12 protein-coding genes are annotated in these 15,810 nt (G+C 72.0%); 9 read left to right on the top strand and 3 right to left on the bottom strand.

Going from position 1 to position 15,810, the window contains the following annotated elements:
- Positions 1–268: 268 nt before the first annotated feature.
- The 9 genes from ABZU76_RS11460 (at position 269) to ABZU76_RS11500 (ending at position 11,516) form a co-directional block, all read left to right on the top strand.
- On the top strand, positions 269–3,193 hold the full coding sequence (locus ABZU76_RS11460) for a hypothetical protein (RefSeq protein ID WP_354867638.1): 2,925 nt from the start codon (positions 269–271) through the stop codon (positions 3,191–3,193).
- On the top strand, positions 3,186–4,172 hold the full coding sequence (locus tag ABZU76_RS11465) for an HAD-IIA family hydrolase (RefSeq protein ID WP_354867641.1): 987 nt from the start codon (positions 3,186–3,188) through the stop codon (positions 4,170–4,172). The genes ABZU76_RS11460 and ABZU76_RS11465 overlap by 8 nt, the downstream gene beginning before the upstream one ends.
- Positions 4,173–4,188: 16 nt before the next feature.
- On the top strand, positions 4,189–4,395 hold the full coding sequence (locus ABZU76_RS11470) for a hypothetical protein (RefSeq protein ID WP_220241941.1): 207 nt from the start codon (positions 4,189–4,191) through the stop codon (positions 4,393–4,395).
- 5 nt (positions 4,396–4,400) lie between these two features.
- Positions 4,401–5,246 (top strand): TlyA family RNA methyltransferase, encoded by an 846-nt coding sequence (locus tag ABZU76_RS11475; protein WP_354867643.1) that lies wholly within the window; start codon positions 4,401–4,403, stop codon positions 5,244–5,246.
- Entirely contained in the window at positions 5,243–6,169 is a 927-nt protein-coding gene (locus ABZU76_RS11480) for an NAD kinase (RefSeq protein WP_354867646.1), read from the top strand. The genes ABZU76_RS11475 and ABZU76_RS11480 overlap by 4 nt, the downstream gene beginning before the upstream one ends.
- Before the next feature lie 182 nt (positions 6,170–6,351).
- Positions 6,352–8,133 (top strand): DNA repair protein RecN, encoded by a 1,782-nt coding sequence (gene recN / locus ABZU76_RS11485; protein ID WP_354867648.1) that lies wholly within the window; start codon positions 6,352–6,354, stop codon positions 8,131–8,133.
- A 9-nt stretch (positions 8,134–8,142) separates the two neighbouring features.
- On the top strand, positions 8,143–9,288 hold the full coding sequence (locus ABZU76_RS11490) for a DUF1266 domain-containing protein (protein ID WP_354867651.1): 1,146 nt from the start codon (positions 8,143–8,145) through the stop codon (positions 9,286–9,288).
- 96 nt (positions 9,289–9,384) lie between these two features.
- Positions 9,385–10,569, top strand: a complete 1,185-nt coding sequence (gene steA / locus ABZU76_RS11495; protein WP_354867653.1) for a putative cytokinetic ring protein SteA — start codon at positions 9,385–9,387, stop codon at positions 10,567–10,569.
- Entirely contained in the window at positions 10,566–11,516 is a 951-nt protein-coding gene (locus ABZU76_RS11500) for a copper transporter (RefSeq protein WP_220241935.1), read from the top strand. The genes steA and ABZU76_RS11500 overlap by 4 nt, the downstream gene beginning before the upstream one ends.
- Before the next feature lie 71 nt (positions 11,517–11,587).
- Here ABZU76_RS11500 and ABZU76_RS11505 read toward each other — a convergent pair whose 3' ends face one another.
- The 3 genes from ABZU76_RS11505 to ABZU76_RS11515 form a co-directional block, all read right to left on the bottom strand.
- The gene (locus ABZU76_RS11505; RefSeq protein ID WP_354867656.1) at positions 11,588–13,507 is read right to left on the bottom strand and encodes a glycosyl hydrolase family 18 protein; all 1,920 of its coding nucleotides are present in this window, start codon (positions 13,505–13,507) and stop codon (positions 11,588–11,590) included.
- Positions 13,508–13,718: 211 nt separating this feature from the next.
- Positions 13,719–14,996, bottom strand: coding sequence for an alginate lyase family protein (locus tag ABZU76_RS11510; RefSeq protein ID WP_354867658.1), 1,278 nt, complete (start codon positions 14,994–14,996; stop codon positions 13,719–13,721).
- Between the two features lie 139 nt (positions 14,997–15,135).
- Complete coding sequence (locus ABZU76_RS11515) at positions 15,136–15,759, bottom strand: LUD domain-containing protein (RefSeq protein WP_354867661.1); 624 nt, start codon at positions 15,757–15,759, stop codon at positions 15,136–15,138.
- Positions 15,760–15,810: the final 51 nt, after the last annotated feature.

A 15,810-nucleotide genomic window follows, 5' to 3' on the forward strand; every position in this document is an offset into this window, starting at 1 on the left:
CGGAAGCTAAGCCTGGTAGCGCCGATGGTACTGCAACCGAAGGGTTGTGGGAGAGTAGGACGCCGCCGAACTAAATGTCAGGGTTAGGCCCCGGTTGAGAATCTTCATGGTTCTCCCGGGGCCTATCTCTATGTCGCGTGCTGTGCGGCGCCCGTGACGGAGCGCCATGCGCGCGCGGGGTGCTCCGAACGGCCCCGTAGGATGGACAGTCGGCCCCCATAGCGGGTGGCCCGTGACAACACAAGATTTTTCTATGGCAGGAGGCCAGGTGTCCGAGTTCGGTCGACGTGACTCAGAGGATGATGGGTCCGGCCGGTCGGCTCGCCGCGACCAGGGCTCCCGCGGCAACCGGTCGGACGCGCCCCGGGGAGACCGGCGTGGCGCGCGGCAGGACCGCGGCGGGCGTGACGGCGGCTACCAGGGACGCCCCCGGCGGGACGAGCACGGTGCGCGCGGCGGTGGGTACCAGGGCCGCCCCTCGGGTGGCGACAACCCCCGTGACCAGCGCAGCGGCGGATACGCCGGCAACCGCGACGGCGGCTCGCGCGCGGGCTCTGACGACCGCGGCTCGCGCGGTGGCTACGACAACCGCTCCGGCCGGCCGCAGGGCAAGTCCGCGTCCGGGCGTCGCTGGGAGGACCGCGGTTCGAGCGGCTCGACCGGCGGCTTCCGCGACGACAACCGCTCCGGCGGCGGCTCCCGCGATTCCCGTGGCTCCGGCGGCCCCCGCGACAACCGCGGCGGCTTCCGTGACGACCGGGGCTCCGGTGGGTTCCGCCCCAACCGCGATTCGAGTGGCGACGACCGCGGTTTCCGCGGCGACCGCGACAATCGCGGTGGCGGTTTCCGCAACGATCGGGACGACCGCAATTCCGGTGGTTTCCGGAAGGACCGCGGCGGCTCCGGCTTCCGTGACGACCGCGGTGGCTCCGGCTACCGGGGCGGTAATTCAGGTGGGTCGCGTGACGACCGCGGTGGCTACCGCGGCGGCAGTGGTTCGGGCTCGCGTGACGAGCGTGGTGGCTCGAGCTACCGGGGCAGCAACTCGGGTGGGTCCCGTGACGATCGTGGTGGCTCCGGCTTCCGCAGTGGCGGCAGCGCGGGTGGGTCGCGCGACGATCGTGGTGGCTCCGGCTTCCGCAGTGGCGGTGGCGCGGGCGGCTTCCGTGGCGACCGCAGTGGCGGCAGCGCGGGTGGGTACCGCAGCGACCGCGGCAGCAGCAGTTCCGGCGGCTACCGGGGCGACCGCGATGATCGCGGCGGCTCGGGCGGCTCGGGCGGCTACCGAGGCGACCGGGACAACCGGGGCACCTCGGGTGGTTACCGGGGCGACCGCGACGACCGTGCTCCGCGCACCGGTGGGTCGCGCGACGACCGCCGGCCGGGTGGCTTCCAGAAGGACCGTGACGACCGCGGCTTCCGCAGCGGCGGCTCGCGCGATGACCGTGGTGGCTCCGGCTTCCGCAAGGACCGCGACGACCGGGGCGGCTTCCGCAACGACCGCAACTCGGGCAGCGGCTTCCGCAAGGACGACCGCGGCGGCTACCGGGGCGGCTCGGACCGCCGTGACGATCGGGGCGGTCCGCGCAGTTCCGACCGCCGCGACAACGGCCCGCGCGACAACGGCCCCCGCGACAACCGCGGCTCCTTCAACCGCGACGACCGCGGCGGCTTCCGCGACCGCCGCGACTCGGGCGACTCCCGCGGCTTCGACCGCGCCGACACCCGCGGCGCTGCCTCCGACGACGACTTCGACATCACCGACGACGGCTTCGTCGCCGGCGACACCGCCGACCGCGAGGACTTCTCGAAGCCCGGCGACAGCGGCCGCGGCGAGCGCTCTGACGTGACCGCCGACGGCGACGCCGCACGCGACCACGCGAATGGGGACGACGCCGCGCCGTGCGCCGACCGTGCGGATGACGGCGACTCCGATCGCGAGGAGCCGGCTTCGCGCGACGTCGACCGGTCGCAGGCCGACGACTCGGCCGATCGCGACGGCGAGCGGTCCGCTCGGGACAACCGAGACGACGCCCCCGAGAGCGACGGCAACGGTGACCGCAGCAGTCGCGAGCACGCTTCGTCTGAAGACAGCGGCGACGACGGCAACGGTGGCGCGCAGTCCGTTCGCGAAGACCGCGACAGCGGCAACTCGGGCAGTGACAACTCGGGCGAGGACCGCGGAGACGATGGCGACGGCACCGCGGTGTCGGCGCGCGATGACCGCGCCGAGTCGTCCTCTCGCGACAACGGCTCGAGTGACGACCGCCGAACCGGTGGCGAGCGGTCCTCTCGCGACGACCGAGGCGACCGCGGCAGCAGCAGCGACCGTCCCCGTCGTGACTTCCGCGAGGGCCGGGACAACCGCGACAGCCGGGACAGCCGTCGAGACGACCGACCCCGTCGGGACGATCGCGACGCGCGCGGGGGCCGCGACTCACGGCCGCGCCGGGACGAGCGCCCGATGCGCGGCACGCGTGCCGGCGCGGAGGCGCTGGACGACGCGGCGCTGGCGAGGGAGCTGCTCGAAGCGCCGGAACTGCCGGAGGGCATCGAGTACTCCGATCTGGACGAAGAGGTGCGGCGTGAGCTGCGGACGTTGCCGAAGGGCCTGGCCGAGACCGTCGGGAAGCACCTGGTCGCGGCGGGCGGGCTGATCGACGTCGACCCTGAGGCGGCGCTGGAGCACGCGAAGTACGCGAAGCTCAAGGCGTCGCGCGTGCCGATCGTTCGGGAGGCGCTGGGGCTGGCGGCCTACCACGCGGGCAACTGGCAGGAGGCGCTGTCGGAGCTGCGGGCCGTGCGGCGCATGACGCGCAGCGACGAGCACATCGCCATCATCGCCGACTCCGAGCGGGCCCTGGGCCGGCCGGAGCGGGCGCTGGACCTGGCGAAGGAGACCGACACGGCGAAGCTCTCGAAGGCGACGCAGGTCGAGCTCGCGATCGTCGCGGCCGGGGCGCGGCGCGACCTCGGGCAGATGGACGCGTCGGTCGTCTCGCTGCAGGGGCCGGACCTGGTGCCCAGCAAGCGGGACCCGTGGAGCGCGCGCCTGTTCTACGCCTACGCCGACAACCTCGTGGCGGCCGGGCGCAAGGACGAGGCCGTGCGCTGGTTCCTCAACGCCGCCGAGGCCGACAACGAAGACGAGACCGACGCCGCCGAGCGGGCGGCGGAGCTCTCGAATGAGTGACGCGCTCCTCGCAGGCTACGACGCGGTGCTGTTCGACCTGGACGGCACCGTGTACCACGGCTCGCAGGTGATCGAGGGCGCGCCGGAGGCGGTCGGGGCCGTGCGGGAGCACGGCACGGCCGTCCGGTATGTCACGAACAACGCGTCGAAAGCGCCGGCCGACGTGGTGGCGCATCTCGAAGCTCTGGGCCTCGACGCGACCGTCGACGAGGTGCACACGAGCGCCCAGGCCGCCGCCGCGGTGCTCGGCGAGCGCCTGCCCGCCGGTGCGCGCGTGCTGGTCGTGGGCACGGACTCGCTGGCCGCCGAAGTGGAAACGGCCGGCCTGGGCACCGTGCGGAAGGTCGACGACGACGTCGCGGCCGTCGTGCAGGGGCACTCGCCGGAGACCGCGTGGGCCGACCTCGCCGAGGCGGCGCTGGCGATCCGCGCCGGTGCTCTGTGGGTCGCGTGCAACGTCGACGCGACCCTGCCCACCGAGCGCGGCCTGTTGCCGGGCAACGGTTCCATGGTTGCCGCGCTGCGCACGGCCACCGACACCGAACCGGTCGTCGCGGGCAAACCACAGCCGCTGCTGTTCCAGACGGCCGCACGGTCGGCCGGCTCGAGCCGGCCGCTGGTGGTGGGCGACCGGCTCGACACCGACATCGCCGGTGCGGTCGCCGCGGGCATGGACGTGCTCGCGGTGCTCTCCGGCGTCGCGACGCCCGCCGGTCTCCTGACCGCGATCCCCGCCGAACGGCCGACGCACCTGGCCGCCGACCTGACCGCTCTCACTCAGCGCGCCGAGGACCTCAAGATCGGTCCCCGGCCGGGCTGGGAGATCACGTCCGGCGACGTGCTGATCGTGCGCGGCAGCGGAGAAGCCCTCGACCTGCTGCGCGCGCTGTGCCACGCGGCGTGGGCGAGCGGCGTGACCGAGGTCCGTGCCGAAGGCGACGCGGCCGAGGCGGCGCTGACCGGGCTGCGGCTGGCCTGACTGGTAGTTTGAGCTCGTGCACCCGAACGTCCCGCGGCCCGTCCCTGGCCCTCCGCCGGTACCCGGACCCGGCCCGCAGCAGATCGATCCCCGCGCGGGGATCGAGGAAGCCGTGGCGGGCATCGACGACCTGAACTCGGTGCCGCTCGCCGAGCACGTCGACCGGTTCGAAACCGTGCACACCGAGCTCACCGTGGCCCTGTCCAGCATCGACAGGGTCTGACCGGCGTGCCCAAACGGGCCCGCCTCGACGCGGAGCTGGTTCGCCGCGGCCTGGCCCGCTCACGGGAACAGGCGTCGGCCCTGATCACCGGCGGCAAGGTCTCCGTGCGCGGCATGGTCGCGACCAAACCCGCCACCGGCGTCGAGTCCGACGCGCCCATCGTGGTGAGGGACGAGGACGACCCCGGCTGGGCCTCGCGCGGCGCGCACAAACTCCTCGGCGCGCTGGAGAAGTTCGGCCCCGGAGGCCTCACGGTCGAGGGCCGCCGCTGCCTCGACGCCGGCGCGTCCACCGGCGGGTTCACCGACGTGCTGCTTCGCAACGGCGCCGCCACCGTGATCGCGGCCGACGTCGGCCGCGGCCTGCTCGACTGGCGCCTGCGGACCGACGAGCGCGTGGTCGTGCTCGACCGCACGAACGTGCGCAACCTGACGCCGGAGACGCTCGGCGGCCAGGTCGACCTCGTCGTCGGCGACCTGTCCTTCATCTCGCTCAAGCTCGTGCTGCCCGCGCTCGCCGACTGCGCGCGCGAAGGCGCCGACCTCGTGCCCATGGTCAAACCGCAGTTCGAGGTCGGCAAGGACCGCCTCGGCAGCGGCGGCGTGGTCCGCGATCCCGAGCTGCGAGTGCAGTCCGTGGTCGACGTCATCGCCGAAGCCGCGAAGCTGGGGCTCGCGCTGCGCGGAGTCGTCGCGAGCCCGCTGCCCGGCCCCTCCGGCAACGTCGAGTACTTCGTGTGGCTGCGGCGAGATCTTCGGCATCAAGATCGGGGCGAACCCGCGGCCGCCGATGGCACTGTGGACGGTGTCGAGCGGCTCGTGCGGGCCGCCGTCCAGGAAGGACCCCAGTGACCAGTGAACGTGAAGTGCTTCTCGTGGCGCACCCGGACCGGGACCACACGCGGGAGGCCGCACGCGAGGTGTCCGCGCGGTTCACGAAGGCCGGGATCCGGCTGCGCGTGACCGACGAAGAGGTGCGTCAGCTCATCGACCCCGACGGCTGTATGGACATGCCCTGCACCGTCGTGGCGCCGCAGGACGACCCCGCGCGCGGAGCGGAGCTCGTGTTCGTGCTCGGCGGCGACGGCACGCTGCTGCGCGCGGCTGAGCTCGCGCGGCCGGCGGGCGTGCCGGTGCTCGGGGTGAACCTCGGTCGCGTCGGTTTCCTGGCCGAGGCCGACTCCGACGCGCTCGCCGACGCCGTGCAGCGCGTCGTCGACCGCGAGTACCAGGTCGAGGACCGGATGACGATCGACGTCACCGTCACCCACGGCGGCGTCGAGCTCTACCGCACGTGGGCCCTCAACGAGGCCAGCGTGGAGAAGTTCTCGCGCGAGCGCGTGCTCGACGCGCTGATCGAGGTCGACGGCCGGCCGGTCTCGTCCTTCGGCTGCGACGGCGTGCTGTGCGCGACGCCGACCGGCTCCACCGCGTATGCCTTCTCCGCCGGCGGCCCGATCATGTGGCCCGACGTCGAGGCGCTGCTCGTGGTGCCCAGCAACGCCCACGCCCTGTTCGCGCGTCCGCTCGTGGTCTCGCCCGACTCCGTGATCACCGTCGGCATCGACCCGTCGGGCCATAGCGCCGTCCTGACCTGCGACGGGCTGCGCAGCTTCGACATGCCGCCGGGCTCGCTCGTGCGCGTCGTCTGCGGCCGCCGGCCGGTGCGGCTCGTGCGGCTGTGGGATGGCGTGTTCACCGACCGGCTGGTGCATAAGTTCGGCCTGCCGGTGCGCAGCTGGCGCGAACGGCGCACCGGCGGCCGCTCGGTCTGAGCGGGTGCGGGCGTGCGGTGATCGACGATGTGCGGCGCTCTCCTTCGCAACGCAGGGTGTGCGCGAGGTGACCCGTGACACGCCCGGGCCGAACCGTCCGCACAGGTGTTCGACCAGCGAAAAGAACGTTTAGCACCGGTCGAGCGCACGGAAGGTCGGTGGGGGCGGCTACCGTAGGCGTCGTGCTGGCCGAGATGCGCATCCAGGGCCTCGGAGTCATCGAGGACGCCCTGCTGGAACTGCACCCGGGTTTCACCGTCGTGACCGGTGAGACGGGCGCCGGGAAGACCATGGTCGTGACCGGGCTGCACCTGCTCTCCGGTGGGCGGGCCGAAGCGTCCAAGGTCCGGAACGGAATGCTCAAGGCCTTCGTCGAGGGGCGCTTCACCCTCGACAAGGCCGACACCGCGAGCCGCATCGTCACCGACGCGGGCGCGGACATCGACGAGGACGGCAGCGTGATCGCGCTGCGCACGGTGGCCGTCGACGGGCGGTCGAGAGCCCACCTGGGTGGCCGGTCCGTGCCGGTCGGCGTGCTGGCGGACCTGTCCGAGCAGGTGATCGCCGTGCACGGGCAGAACGACCAGCTGCGGCTGCTGCGCCCGAGCGAGCAGCGCGCGGTGATCGACCGGTTCGCCGGCCCCGCCGTCGGCGAGCCGCTCACCGCCTACCGCGAGGTGCGCGAGGAGTGGCTGGCCGTGATCGGCGAGCTCACCGAGCGCTCTACCCGCTCGCGCGAGATGGCGCAGCAGGCCGACCTGCTCAAGCACGGTCTCACCGAGATCGACGCCGTCGCGCCCGAGCCGGGCGAGGACGTGGAGCTCACCGAGCAGATCAAGCGGCTGATGGCCGTCGACGAGCTGCGCGCTTCGGCGACCGAAGCGCACGTCGCGGTCTCGGGTTCGCAGGAAGGCGACCCCGACGCGCCCGGTGCGCTCGGCCTCGTCGGCGAAGCCTTGCGACGCCTGGCCTCGGCCGAGGACTCGGCGCTGCGGGAGCTCGTGCCACGGCTGGAAGAAGCTTCGATGCTGCTCACCGATGTCGGCGCGGAGCTGGGCGGGTACATCGAGGGCCTCGACGCCGACCCTGCGCTGCTGGAGAAGGTGCTGGCGCGCCAGGCCGACCTCAAGCGGCTCACGCGCAAGTACGCGGCCGACGTCGACGGAGTGCTGGTCTGGGCCGACGACGCCCGCCGCCGGCTCGAGTCGATGGACACCTCCGAGGAGGCGCTCGCCGAGCTGGCCCGCCGCCGCGACGAGCTCGCCGTGAAGCTGGGCGACCATGCCACGGCCGTATCGGCGGCGCGCGGCAAGGCCGCGGCCGAGCTGGCATCGGCGATCACCAAGGAGCTCTCCGGTCTCGCGATGGGGCAGGCGGAGCTGGAGATCACCGTCGAGCAGAAGCCCGCTGAGCACGGCGACCGCCAGGCGCTCGCGATCGACGGCCACGCCGTCCACGCCGGATCGGACGGCATCGACGAGGTCGAGCTGCTCCTGCGCGCCCACAACGGCGCGCCGCCGCTGCCGGTGCACAAGGCCGCCTCCGGTGGTGAGCTCTCGCGCGTGATGCTGGCCATCGAGGTGGTCCTCGCTCACGCCGACACGGTGCGGACGCTGGTGTTCGACGAGGTCGACGCCGGCGTCGGCGGGCGTGCGGCGGTCGAGATCGGCCGTCGGCTCTCCCGGCTCGCGCGCACGCACCAGGTGCTCGTGGTGACGCACCTGCCGCAGGTCGCGGCCTTCGCCGACCAGCACCTGGTGGTGGACAAGGGCACCAGCGGCGGCGTCACGCGAAGCGGCGTGAAGACGCTGAAGCAGCCCGACCGCGTGAAGGAGCTGGCCCGCATGCTCGCCGGCATGGACGGCACGGAGACCGGCCGCGCCCACGCCGAGGAGCTGCTCGCCGTGGCGGAGAAGGACAAGGCCGCCGCCGAGCCGAAACGCAAGCGCGCCAAGAAGGGCTGACCACACTCCATGATCTGGGCCGCGGTGGCCGACGTCGAGGCGGAGCTCGCCCGGGCTCGGCGCGACGGCGATCTCGACCGGTTCCTCGGGCTGCTCGGCGACGAAGAGCTGTTCGTGCCGATGCTCCGGGAAGACGCGGAAAAACTCGCGAGCGAGCAGGGCTGGTCGTCGGCCAAAGCCTGCTGCCGCGAGCGTTCGCTGCGGTTGTTCACGCGCGGCGCCCTGCCCGACCTCGGCGCCGACGTGGTGTTCCTCAGCGGCGACCTCGACTGGGCCCTGCACGGGGTCGACGCCGACGAGCAGGTGGTGTTCAACGCCGGCACCCTCGGCGAGTGGCGCGTGCCCGGTTCGGCCGTGCTGCCGTGGCTCGACGCGAACCCGCACCGCGTCACGGCGGTCGAGCAGCAGGTCGAGCGGCTCAACACCGCGCGCTACGGGCACTTCGAGGGCCCGCTGGCCCACGCGCTCGCGTGTGGCGCGCACCAGGCCGTGCTCACCGCCGAGCCGTGGAACGTGCTCGACGCGCGCTACCACGACTACGTCGCCGAAGTCAGAGGCCTGCGCGACTGGTGGGGCGTGTCCGACGCGGCCGGCTGGCGCGCCGCGATGAACGACCTCGTCGGCCCCGGCTACACGCTCACGCCCGGCAACCTCGTCCTCGTGCTGCGCGCCCGCTACGGCGCGGGGCTCGATCCGTGGTCCTGGGCCGAGCTCGTGGCGCGCTGGTGCGCGGACAACGGCGCGCGGGACCAGGCGCCCGCGCTCACCGACGTCCTGCGCCGCGTCGTGCGGTACGAACAGCGCTTCCGAGCCGACGAATTGCTGCCACCCTCCGGCGTCGTCGGCACCACGATCGGGTGGGACGTCGCCCGTGCGGTGGCGATGGCGCGGTGGGGTCTGGCAGTCGGTCACTGCGATCCGCTCACGGCCGAGCTGATGGTGCTCGAGGCCGGCGCGGTGGCGCGTCGCTACCACGAGTCATGGGCCGAGCTGTCCGCGAGCTACGTCATGGGCCGGGCCCTCGCGCTGGACGAGGAGGAGTTCGGTGAGGAGTACACCTCGGCCGTGCGAGTCCATCACCTGCTGCTTCAAGATCCCGCCAGTCCTTGGCTGAACCTCTCGTTCGCCGCGGCGGAACCCACCATCCAACCCTGAACGGACGCTCACGGCGACACCGCTCACCACAATGAGTCACGTCCCCTTCGGCGCGTCGGCGCTCGTCCCACCCACAAATTTGTCACCATCAGCCACATGAAGCTCACCGGTCTGCTCGCGCGAAACCACGAAGCCCTCCCCGGCATCACCGGCGTCGCGCGGGTCGACCGCCGCACCCGGGAGCTGCTGCGCCGCGTCAGCGCCGGCGACGTGGCGGTGCTCGACCAGCTCGATCTCGACCGCGCGACGGCCGACGCTCTGGTGGAGGCCGAGGTCGCCGCCGTGGTGAACGCGTCGCCGTCGATCTCCGGCCGGTTCCCGAACCTGGGCCCGGAGATCCTGCTGGCCGCGGGCATCCCGCTCGTCGATTCGGTCGGCGGCGAGCTGCTGCGCACGGTCAAGGACGGCACGAAGCTCCGTGTGCACGAGGGCGGCATCTACATCGGGGAGCGGCAGATCGCCTCCGGCGACGAGCAGACGCCCGAGAGCGTCGCCGACCAGATGATCGAGGCCAAGGCCGGGATGTCGACGCAGCTGGAGGCGTTCTCGGCCAACACCATCGAGTTCCTCCGCCGCGAGCGCACGCTGATCCTCGACGGGGTCGGCGTGCCCGAGCTGCGGCTGCCGATGCGCGACCGCCACGTGCTGGTGGTCGCGGGCGGCAACGGCCACGCCGAAGACCTCAAGCGGCTCAAGAAGTACATCGGGGAGCACCGGCCGGTGCTCGTCGGCGTCGACGCGGGGGCCGACACGCTGCGCGCGCAGGGCTACACGCCCGACGTGATCGTGGGCGACCCGACCGGCATCGGCACGGCGACCCTGCGCAGCGGCGCCGAGGTCGTGGTGCCCGCGCAGCCCGACGGCCACGCGCCCGGTGTCGAGCGCATCCAGGACCTGGGCATCGGCGCGGTCACGTTCCCCGCGTCGGGCAACTCCGAGGACCTCGCGCTGCTGCTGGCCGACGCCCACGGCGCGAGCCTCGTGGTCACCGTCGGGTTCCAGGCCACGCTGCGGGAGTTCCTCGACCACGGCCGGTCGGGCTCGAACCCGTCGACGTTCCTCACCCGGCTCAAGCTGGGCACGAAGCTGGTCGACGGCAAGGCCGTCGCGACACTGCACCGCAGCCGGGTGTCCTTGGGCGCCGTCGCGCTGCTCGTCCTCGCCGCCGTCGTCGTGGTGGTCGCCGCGCTGCTGGTCTCCGACGTCGGCTCCGTCTACCTGGACTGGATCCAGCACACCTGGACCACGTTCACCATCTGGGTGAAGGGGCTCTTCACGTGATTTCTCTGCGGTACCACATCGTTTCCATCACGGCGTGCTTCCTCGCACTGGCCGTCGGCGTGGTCCTGGGCTCCACCGCGCTCAACGGCTCGCTGCTCTCGGGCCTGTCGGACCAGAAGAAGGACCTCGGCACGCAGGTCTCCGACCTCGAGGCGCAGCGCAACGCGCTCAACGCGCGCCTGGCCGACTCGGACGCGTTCGCCGGGTCGATGGGCCCGAAGGTCGTGGCCGGCACGCTCGACAAGCGCACGGTTGTCCTCGTGACCACCGAGGACGCGCGCCCGGCCGACCGCGACGCGATCAAGCAGCTCGTGCAGCAGTCCGGCGCCTCGGTCACGGGGGAGCTGCAGCTCACGGATTCCTTCACCGACCCGGAGAAGGCCGACCAGCTGCGCGACGTCGTCACGCGCCTGCAGCCGGCCGGCTCGCAGTTCCCGACCGCGGGCGACTCCGGCACGCTCGCCGGCGCCCTGCTCGGTTCGGTGCTGCTGCTGGACAAGTCCACGGCGAAGCCGCAGTCCACGGGCGACGAGCTGGCCGCCGCGCTCGGCGGGCTCACCGACGGCGGTTTTGTGAAGCCCAGCCAGGGTGTGCAGCCGGCGCAGCTGGCGATCGTGCTCACCGGGTCGCAGCAGACGGGGGAGGGCGCGGGCGACCGCGCGGCCACGATCGCGCGGTTCGCGACGCAGCTCGACCGCTCGGGCGCGGGCACGGTGCTCGCCGGTGATCCGGGTTCCGCCGACGGCTCCGGCCCGATCGGCGTGGTGCGCGCGGACACCTCCGCGACGTCCATTCTGTCCACTGTGGACAACGTCGACTCCGCCGCCGGCCGCGTCGCGACGCTGCTGGCCCTGCGCGAGCAGCTCGACGGCGGCTCCGGCCGCTACGGCACCGGCGGCAACGCCCAGGCGCCGGCGCCGGGCGTCGGGTCTTCGGCCGGGAACTAGCACCACGCACGTCGGCGGCGGGCCGGGATCTCTTGGAGGGTGAGAGATCCCGACCCGCCGCCGATTTGCGCTCAGCAGGAGCCGTTGTCGGCCCAGACGCCCTGGCTGCCGCCGGGGGTGTCGCCCTGGGTCCACCACTTCGCGGTCCACTTGTGCCCGTTGTAGGACACGACCGCCCCGCCGTTGTAGGCCTGCGTGGCGCTCCACGCTGCCGGGCAGGCGCCGCCCGGCGACGACGTCGGGCTACCGCCCTCGGAGCAGACGCCGTTGTCGGTCCACACGTTCTGGCTGCCGCCGGGGGTGTCGCCCTGCGTCCACCACTTGGCCGTCCACTGGTGCCCGTTGTACGAGACGACCGCACCGCCGGTGTACGCCTGCGTCGCGCTCCACGCCGCCGCCGAGCACGAGCCGCCGCCCGGGGTGGTCGGGGTCGTGGGCGGAGACGTCGGAGTGGTTGGGGTCGTCGGAGTGGTCGGGGTCGTCGGGGTGGTGGGTGTGGTCGGCGGCGTGGTGCCGCAGCCGGCCGTGGAGCTCGCCAGCCCGTTGACGACGTCGTGGAACAGCGTCGCGTTGGGATCGAGGTCGTAGAGGGAGAACATCATCGCGCCGGCCAGGTTGTTGCAGTGGATGTAGTCGGTGCGGGCCTTGATGGACTGCGCCGACGAACCGCCGTAGAAGTTCGTGCCGTCGTAGAACCACGCCGACTGCGTGGTCGGGTCGTAGAACGTGTCCGCCGGGTTGTCGACGATCCCGCTCAGTTCCTTGTACATCGCGATGCCGGGCACGTTGCCGCTGAGCGTCTTCCCGGCCGAGGGCCCGGACGCCGACTGGTACAGCCCGTGGTTCGAACCGGCGGGCACACCCGTCCAGCCGCGGTAGTAGAACGGGATGCCGAGCGTGAGCTTGTTCGCCGGGAAGCCGCCGGGGATGCCGTACGCGGACGAGCCCTGGGTGTACGCCTTGATCACCGAGTCGGTTGTGTACTTCTCGGTGCCGGGCGGGATCGTGCCCGAGGGGTCGTTGGGTGAACCGTAGAGCGGGTCCTGGAAGTTCGTCGGCCCGGTCGCGTCCCACGCGCCGTGCATGTCGTACGTCATCGCGTCGGCGAAGTCCATGTACTGGCCGATTTTGTCGGTCTGCAGCTTCGCGATCTTGTCCTGCCCGCCCGGCAGCGCGGCGGAGACGGAGTAGTGCTTGCCGCCCAACGCGTCGAGCTCGGTGCGGAACTCCTTGAGCAGGGCGGTGAAGTTGGCCGTGTCGCCTGTGCTCACGTGGTTGCCGAGGTGACCGGTGTTCGAGCCGGGGTACTCCCAGTCGATGTCGAAGCCGTCGAAGATGCCGGCCGCGGTGCCGGGGCCGCCGTAGCCGCCCTGCGAAGGCAGGTTGCCCTTGATGAACATGTCGATGCACGAACTCACGAACTTCTTGCGCGACGCGTCGGTCGCCGCCACGTCGGAGAAGTACTTCGAGTACGTCCAGCCGCCCAGCGAGAGCACCACCTTGAGGTTCGGGTGGCGCGCCTTGAGCTCCTGCAGCTGGTGGAAGTTGCCGACGATCGGCATGCCGAACGCGTCGGCCGTGCCGTCCACGCTGATGTCCGAGCCGAAGGACTTCTGGTAGTCGGCGAAGGCGTCGCCCGCTCCGTCGCCCGCGTTCGGGTTGTTCTCGCCGGCGGGGTCGGGGTCGCTCGCCTTCGTGGCCTCGAAGCACGTGAGGTTCGCCGGATCGATGTTTTCGAAGTCGTAGATCAGGTAGTCGAGGTTGCCTGCGAGCGCGTCGACGTTCTTGGGGTAGTAGGCGTTCTGGTAGATGCTCCACTGGTCGTAGTAGGCGACGCGCAGACCGCCCGAGGCGGCGGCCTGCTGGCTCGCAGCGGGTGGGACGGCCGCGCCTTCGGCGGCCGGGCCGGCCAATGTCGTGAGACCGCCGACGACCACGGCCGCGGCGGCGGCCGAAAGCCACGCGGCTCTTCTGGATACCTTGTGCTGCATGGGTTCTCCCTCGCGCAGGCGAACGGTCCTCCGCGCCCGGGGAGTGCGCGGAGGACCGACGCGACGTGTGGATCACTGCCTGAGCGGTACCGGCCCGTTGCTGAATGTGAACCAGTGCACAGGGAGAGTCAATACTTTGGACTAGACCAATTTCGAGACCGTGGGCGCTATCGGGTGTTTCGTCCGGAAAAGCCCGCCGAAGGTCGGCCCGTCACTTGAGCGGCGGGTCGAGTGGGAAACACGTGACGCGCACCGGCCACGTGTCCCCGCCGGCGGGCAGCGGCATCTGCTTGAGCGCCTTCGCCGCGTCGGTGTCGTGGGCCTCCTCGGCCGCCGCGTGGAAGATGTCCGCGGCGATCGACTGGTCCAGCGGGGCGATCTGCGGGTACGGCCACGACGGCACGCCGTGCAGCGCCGCCGGGATGAGCCGGTCGACGACCTTGCGCAGCGTCACGCCGTTGTCCGCGCGGTAGCCCCACACATCGACGCCGAGGGTGTGCCCGACCTCCGCCATCCGGCCCCACGCTGTGAGGTTGAAGTTCACGTAGTGCCACGAGATCGTGCGCGTGAGCTCGAGAGGCTGGTTGCCTTCGGCGTCGAACTGCACCGGGAACCGCTTGTGCAGCGCGTCGGTCACGATCTTGCGCGCCTGGTCCGTCTTGCCGAGATAGGCGGCGATGGTGGCGTTCTGCATGTCGAGGAACGTGCCGTGGTTGTTGGTCGCGGCCAGCTCCAGCTTCGCCTGCGGGCTGGTCTGCATCCAGGTGAGGTACTGGCCGAGCCACGCGCGGATCGCCGAGCGGTCGTGGCCGGTCCAGCCGGGCGCGCCGGAGTCGAGTAGCGCGAACGCGTCGAGCAGCTGGCTGAACGACTGCGTGGAGTCGATGATCCCCGTGCCGCTGATCGTGTTCTTGCACGGCACGATCTGCGAATAGGTCATGTTCGGGTTCATCCGCGTCGCCGGGTCGAGGAACCACGTGCGGATGTCGAGGGCGGCGCGTTGGGCGTACTTCGCGTCGCCGGTGTAGTACCAGGCCGTGCTGAGGTAGTAGATCGCGTCCCACGCCACCATGCGGTAGGTGTGGTCGGTGATCGCGTCTGCCTCGGGGTTGCGCTCGCCGTCGCGGTTCACGTACGGGCAGCCCTGCGGGTTGTCCGGCGTCTTCGGCTGGCTGGCCCACTGGTAGGGCGCCTGGCTCTGGTAGTCGTGCTTGTCGCCGCTCGGCGGGGTGGTGGGCTTGTCCATGACCGACCACGGACCGGCGGTCAGCGCCTCGTCGGCCTTGCCCAGCAACGTCTTCAGCGCGGCTTTTTGCGCCGCGGTGGCGTGCCCGCTGTGCAACTCGGCGCGGATCTGCGCCAGCTTCTTGCCGTCCGTCACGATCGTGTGCGGCACCGGCTGCGCTGCCGCCGTCGTGCCGTTCAGCGGGACCACCGCGAGGACCGCGGTGAGCACGGTCGCGCCGAGAACGCGTAACTGCCTTCGCACTGTTTCGCCCTTCGAACTACCGGGGACGCCAGGGATCCCCACGGCAACCGGGCGGCGGTGCGGCTGTGGCGACGCGAATTGTGCGGGGCCATCCGGCGCCCTGTCAATCGAGCACCGGCGCCGGCGGCCCAGCTGCGCCTCAGAACCCGATGGCTTCGCGGAGCAACACGACGGTGCCGCGGCCCGGGAAGGGTTCCGAGTTGAGGACCAGCAGCCGGTTGACGGCGCTGGGCCAGCCGTAGGCCGCGAGGGCGCGTTCGCTTTCCAGCGGGAGGCAGTGGTCTTCGACGCGGCGCAGGGCTGCGTCCAGGTCGGGCACGACCTTCTGCGCCCCGACGATCCAGATCGCGCGGGCGGCGCCGCCGGACGACGCGGGCAGCTGGCTGCCGCTGCCGGAGGCGATCACGAGCGAGCCGGTTTCGGTGACGGCGGCGACGCTGCCCACGAGGAAGTCGGGGCTGGCGCGCAGCCGGCGGATGTCGTCGGCTTCGGTGGCGCGGTCCATGGCCAGGGTTCGGGGCTTGATCGCCTCGTACCGCCCGCTGGAGTTGAGGTCGTCGTCGATGCCGGACAACCGCAGCGTTTCGCTGGCCGCGGTGAGTACGCTGGCGCCCTCGGGGATCAGGGCGGAGATGCGGGTGCGGGCGGCGGCGACGTCGTCGAGGATCTCGACGGTGAAGCCGTGGGCCGTCAGCGCGGTGGCCGCGCGTTGCAGGCGCTGCGCGGAAGCCGGGGCGGTGAACGACGGAGCCGAGGTGGTCATGGTGTCTCCTGGTGGTGGTCGAGAGTGTCACCAGCTCGACAACACACGTCC

It is taken from the genome of Amycolatopsis sp. NPDC005232, from assembly GCF_040607795.1.
Lineage (GTDB): Bacteria > Actinomycetota > Actinomycetes > Mycobacteriales > Pseudonocardiaceae > Amycolatopsis.

Bases quoted from the DNA above. Each gene is read 5' to 3' on its own strand.
- ABZU76_RS11465 (WP_354867641.1), top strand. From the start codon at position 3,186: ATGAGTGACGCGCTCCTCGCAGGCTACGACGCGGTGCTGTTCGACCTG.
- ABZU76_RS11490 (WP_354867651.1), top strand. From the start codon at position 8,143: ATGATCTGGGCCGCGGTGGCCGACGTCGAGGCGGAGCTCGCCCGGGCT.
- steA (WP_354867653.1), top strand. From the start codon at position 9,385: ATGAAGCTCACCGGTCTGCTCGCGCGAAACCACGAAGCCCTCCCCGGC.
- ABZU76_RS11505 (WP_354867656.1), bottom strand. From the start codon at position 13,507: ATGCAGCACAAGGTATCCAGAAGAGCCGCGTGGCTTTCGGCCGCCGCC.
- ABZU76_RS11515 (WP_354867661.1), bottom strand. From the start codon at position 15,759: ATGACCACCTCGGCTCCGTCGTTCACCGCCCCGGCTTCCGCGCAGCGC.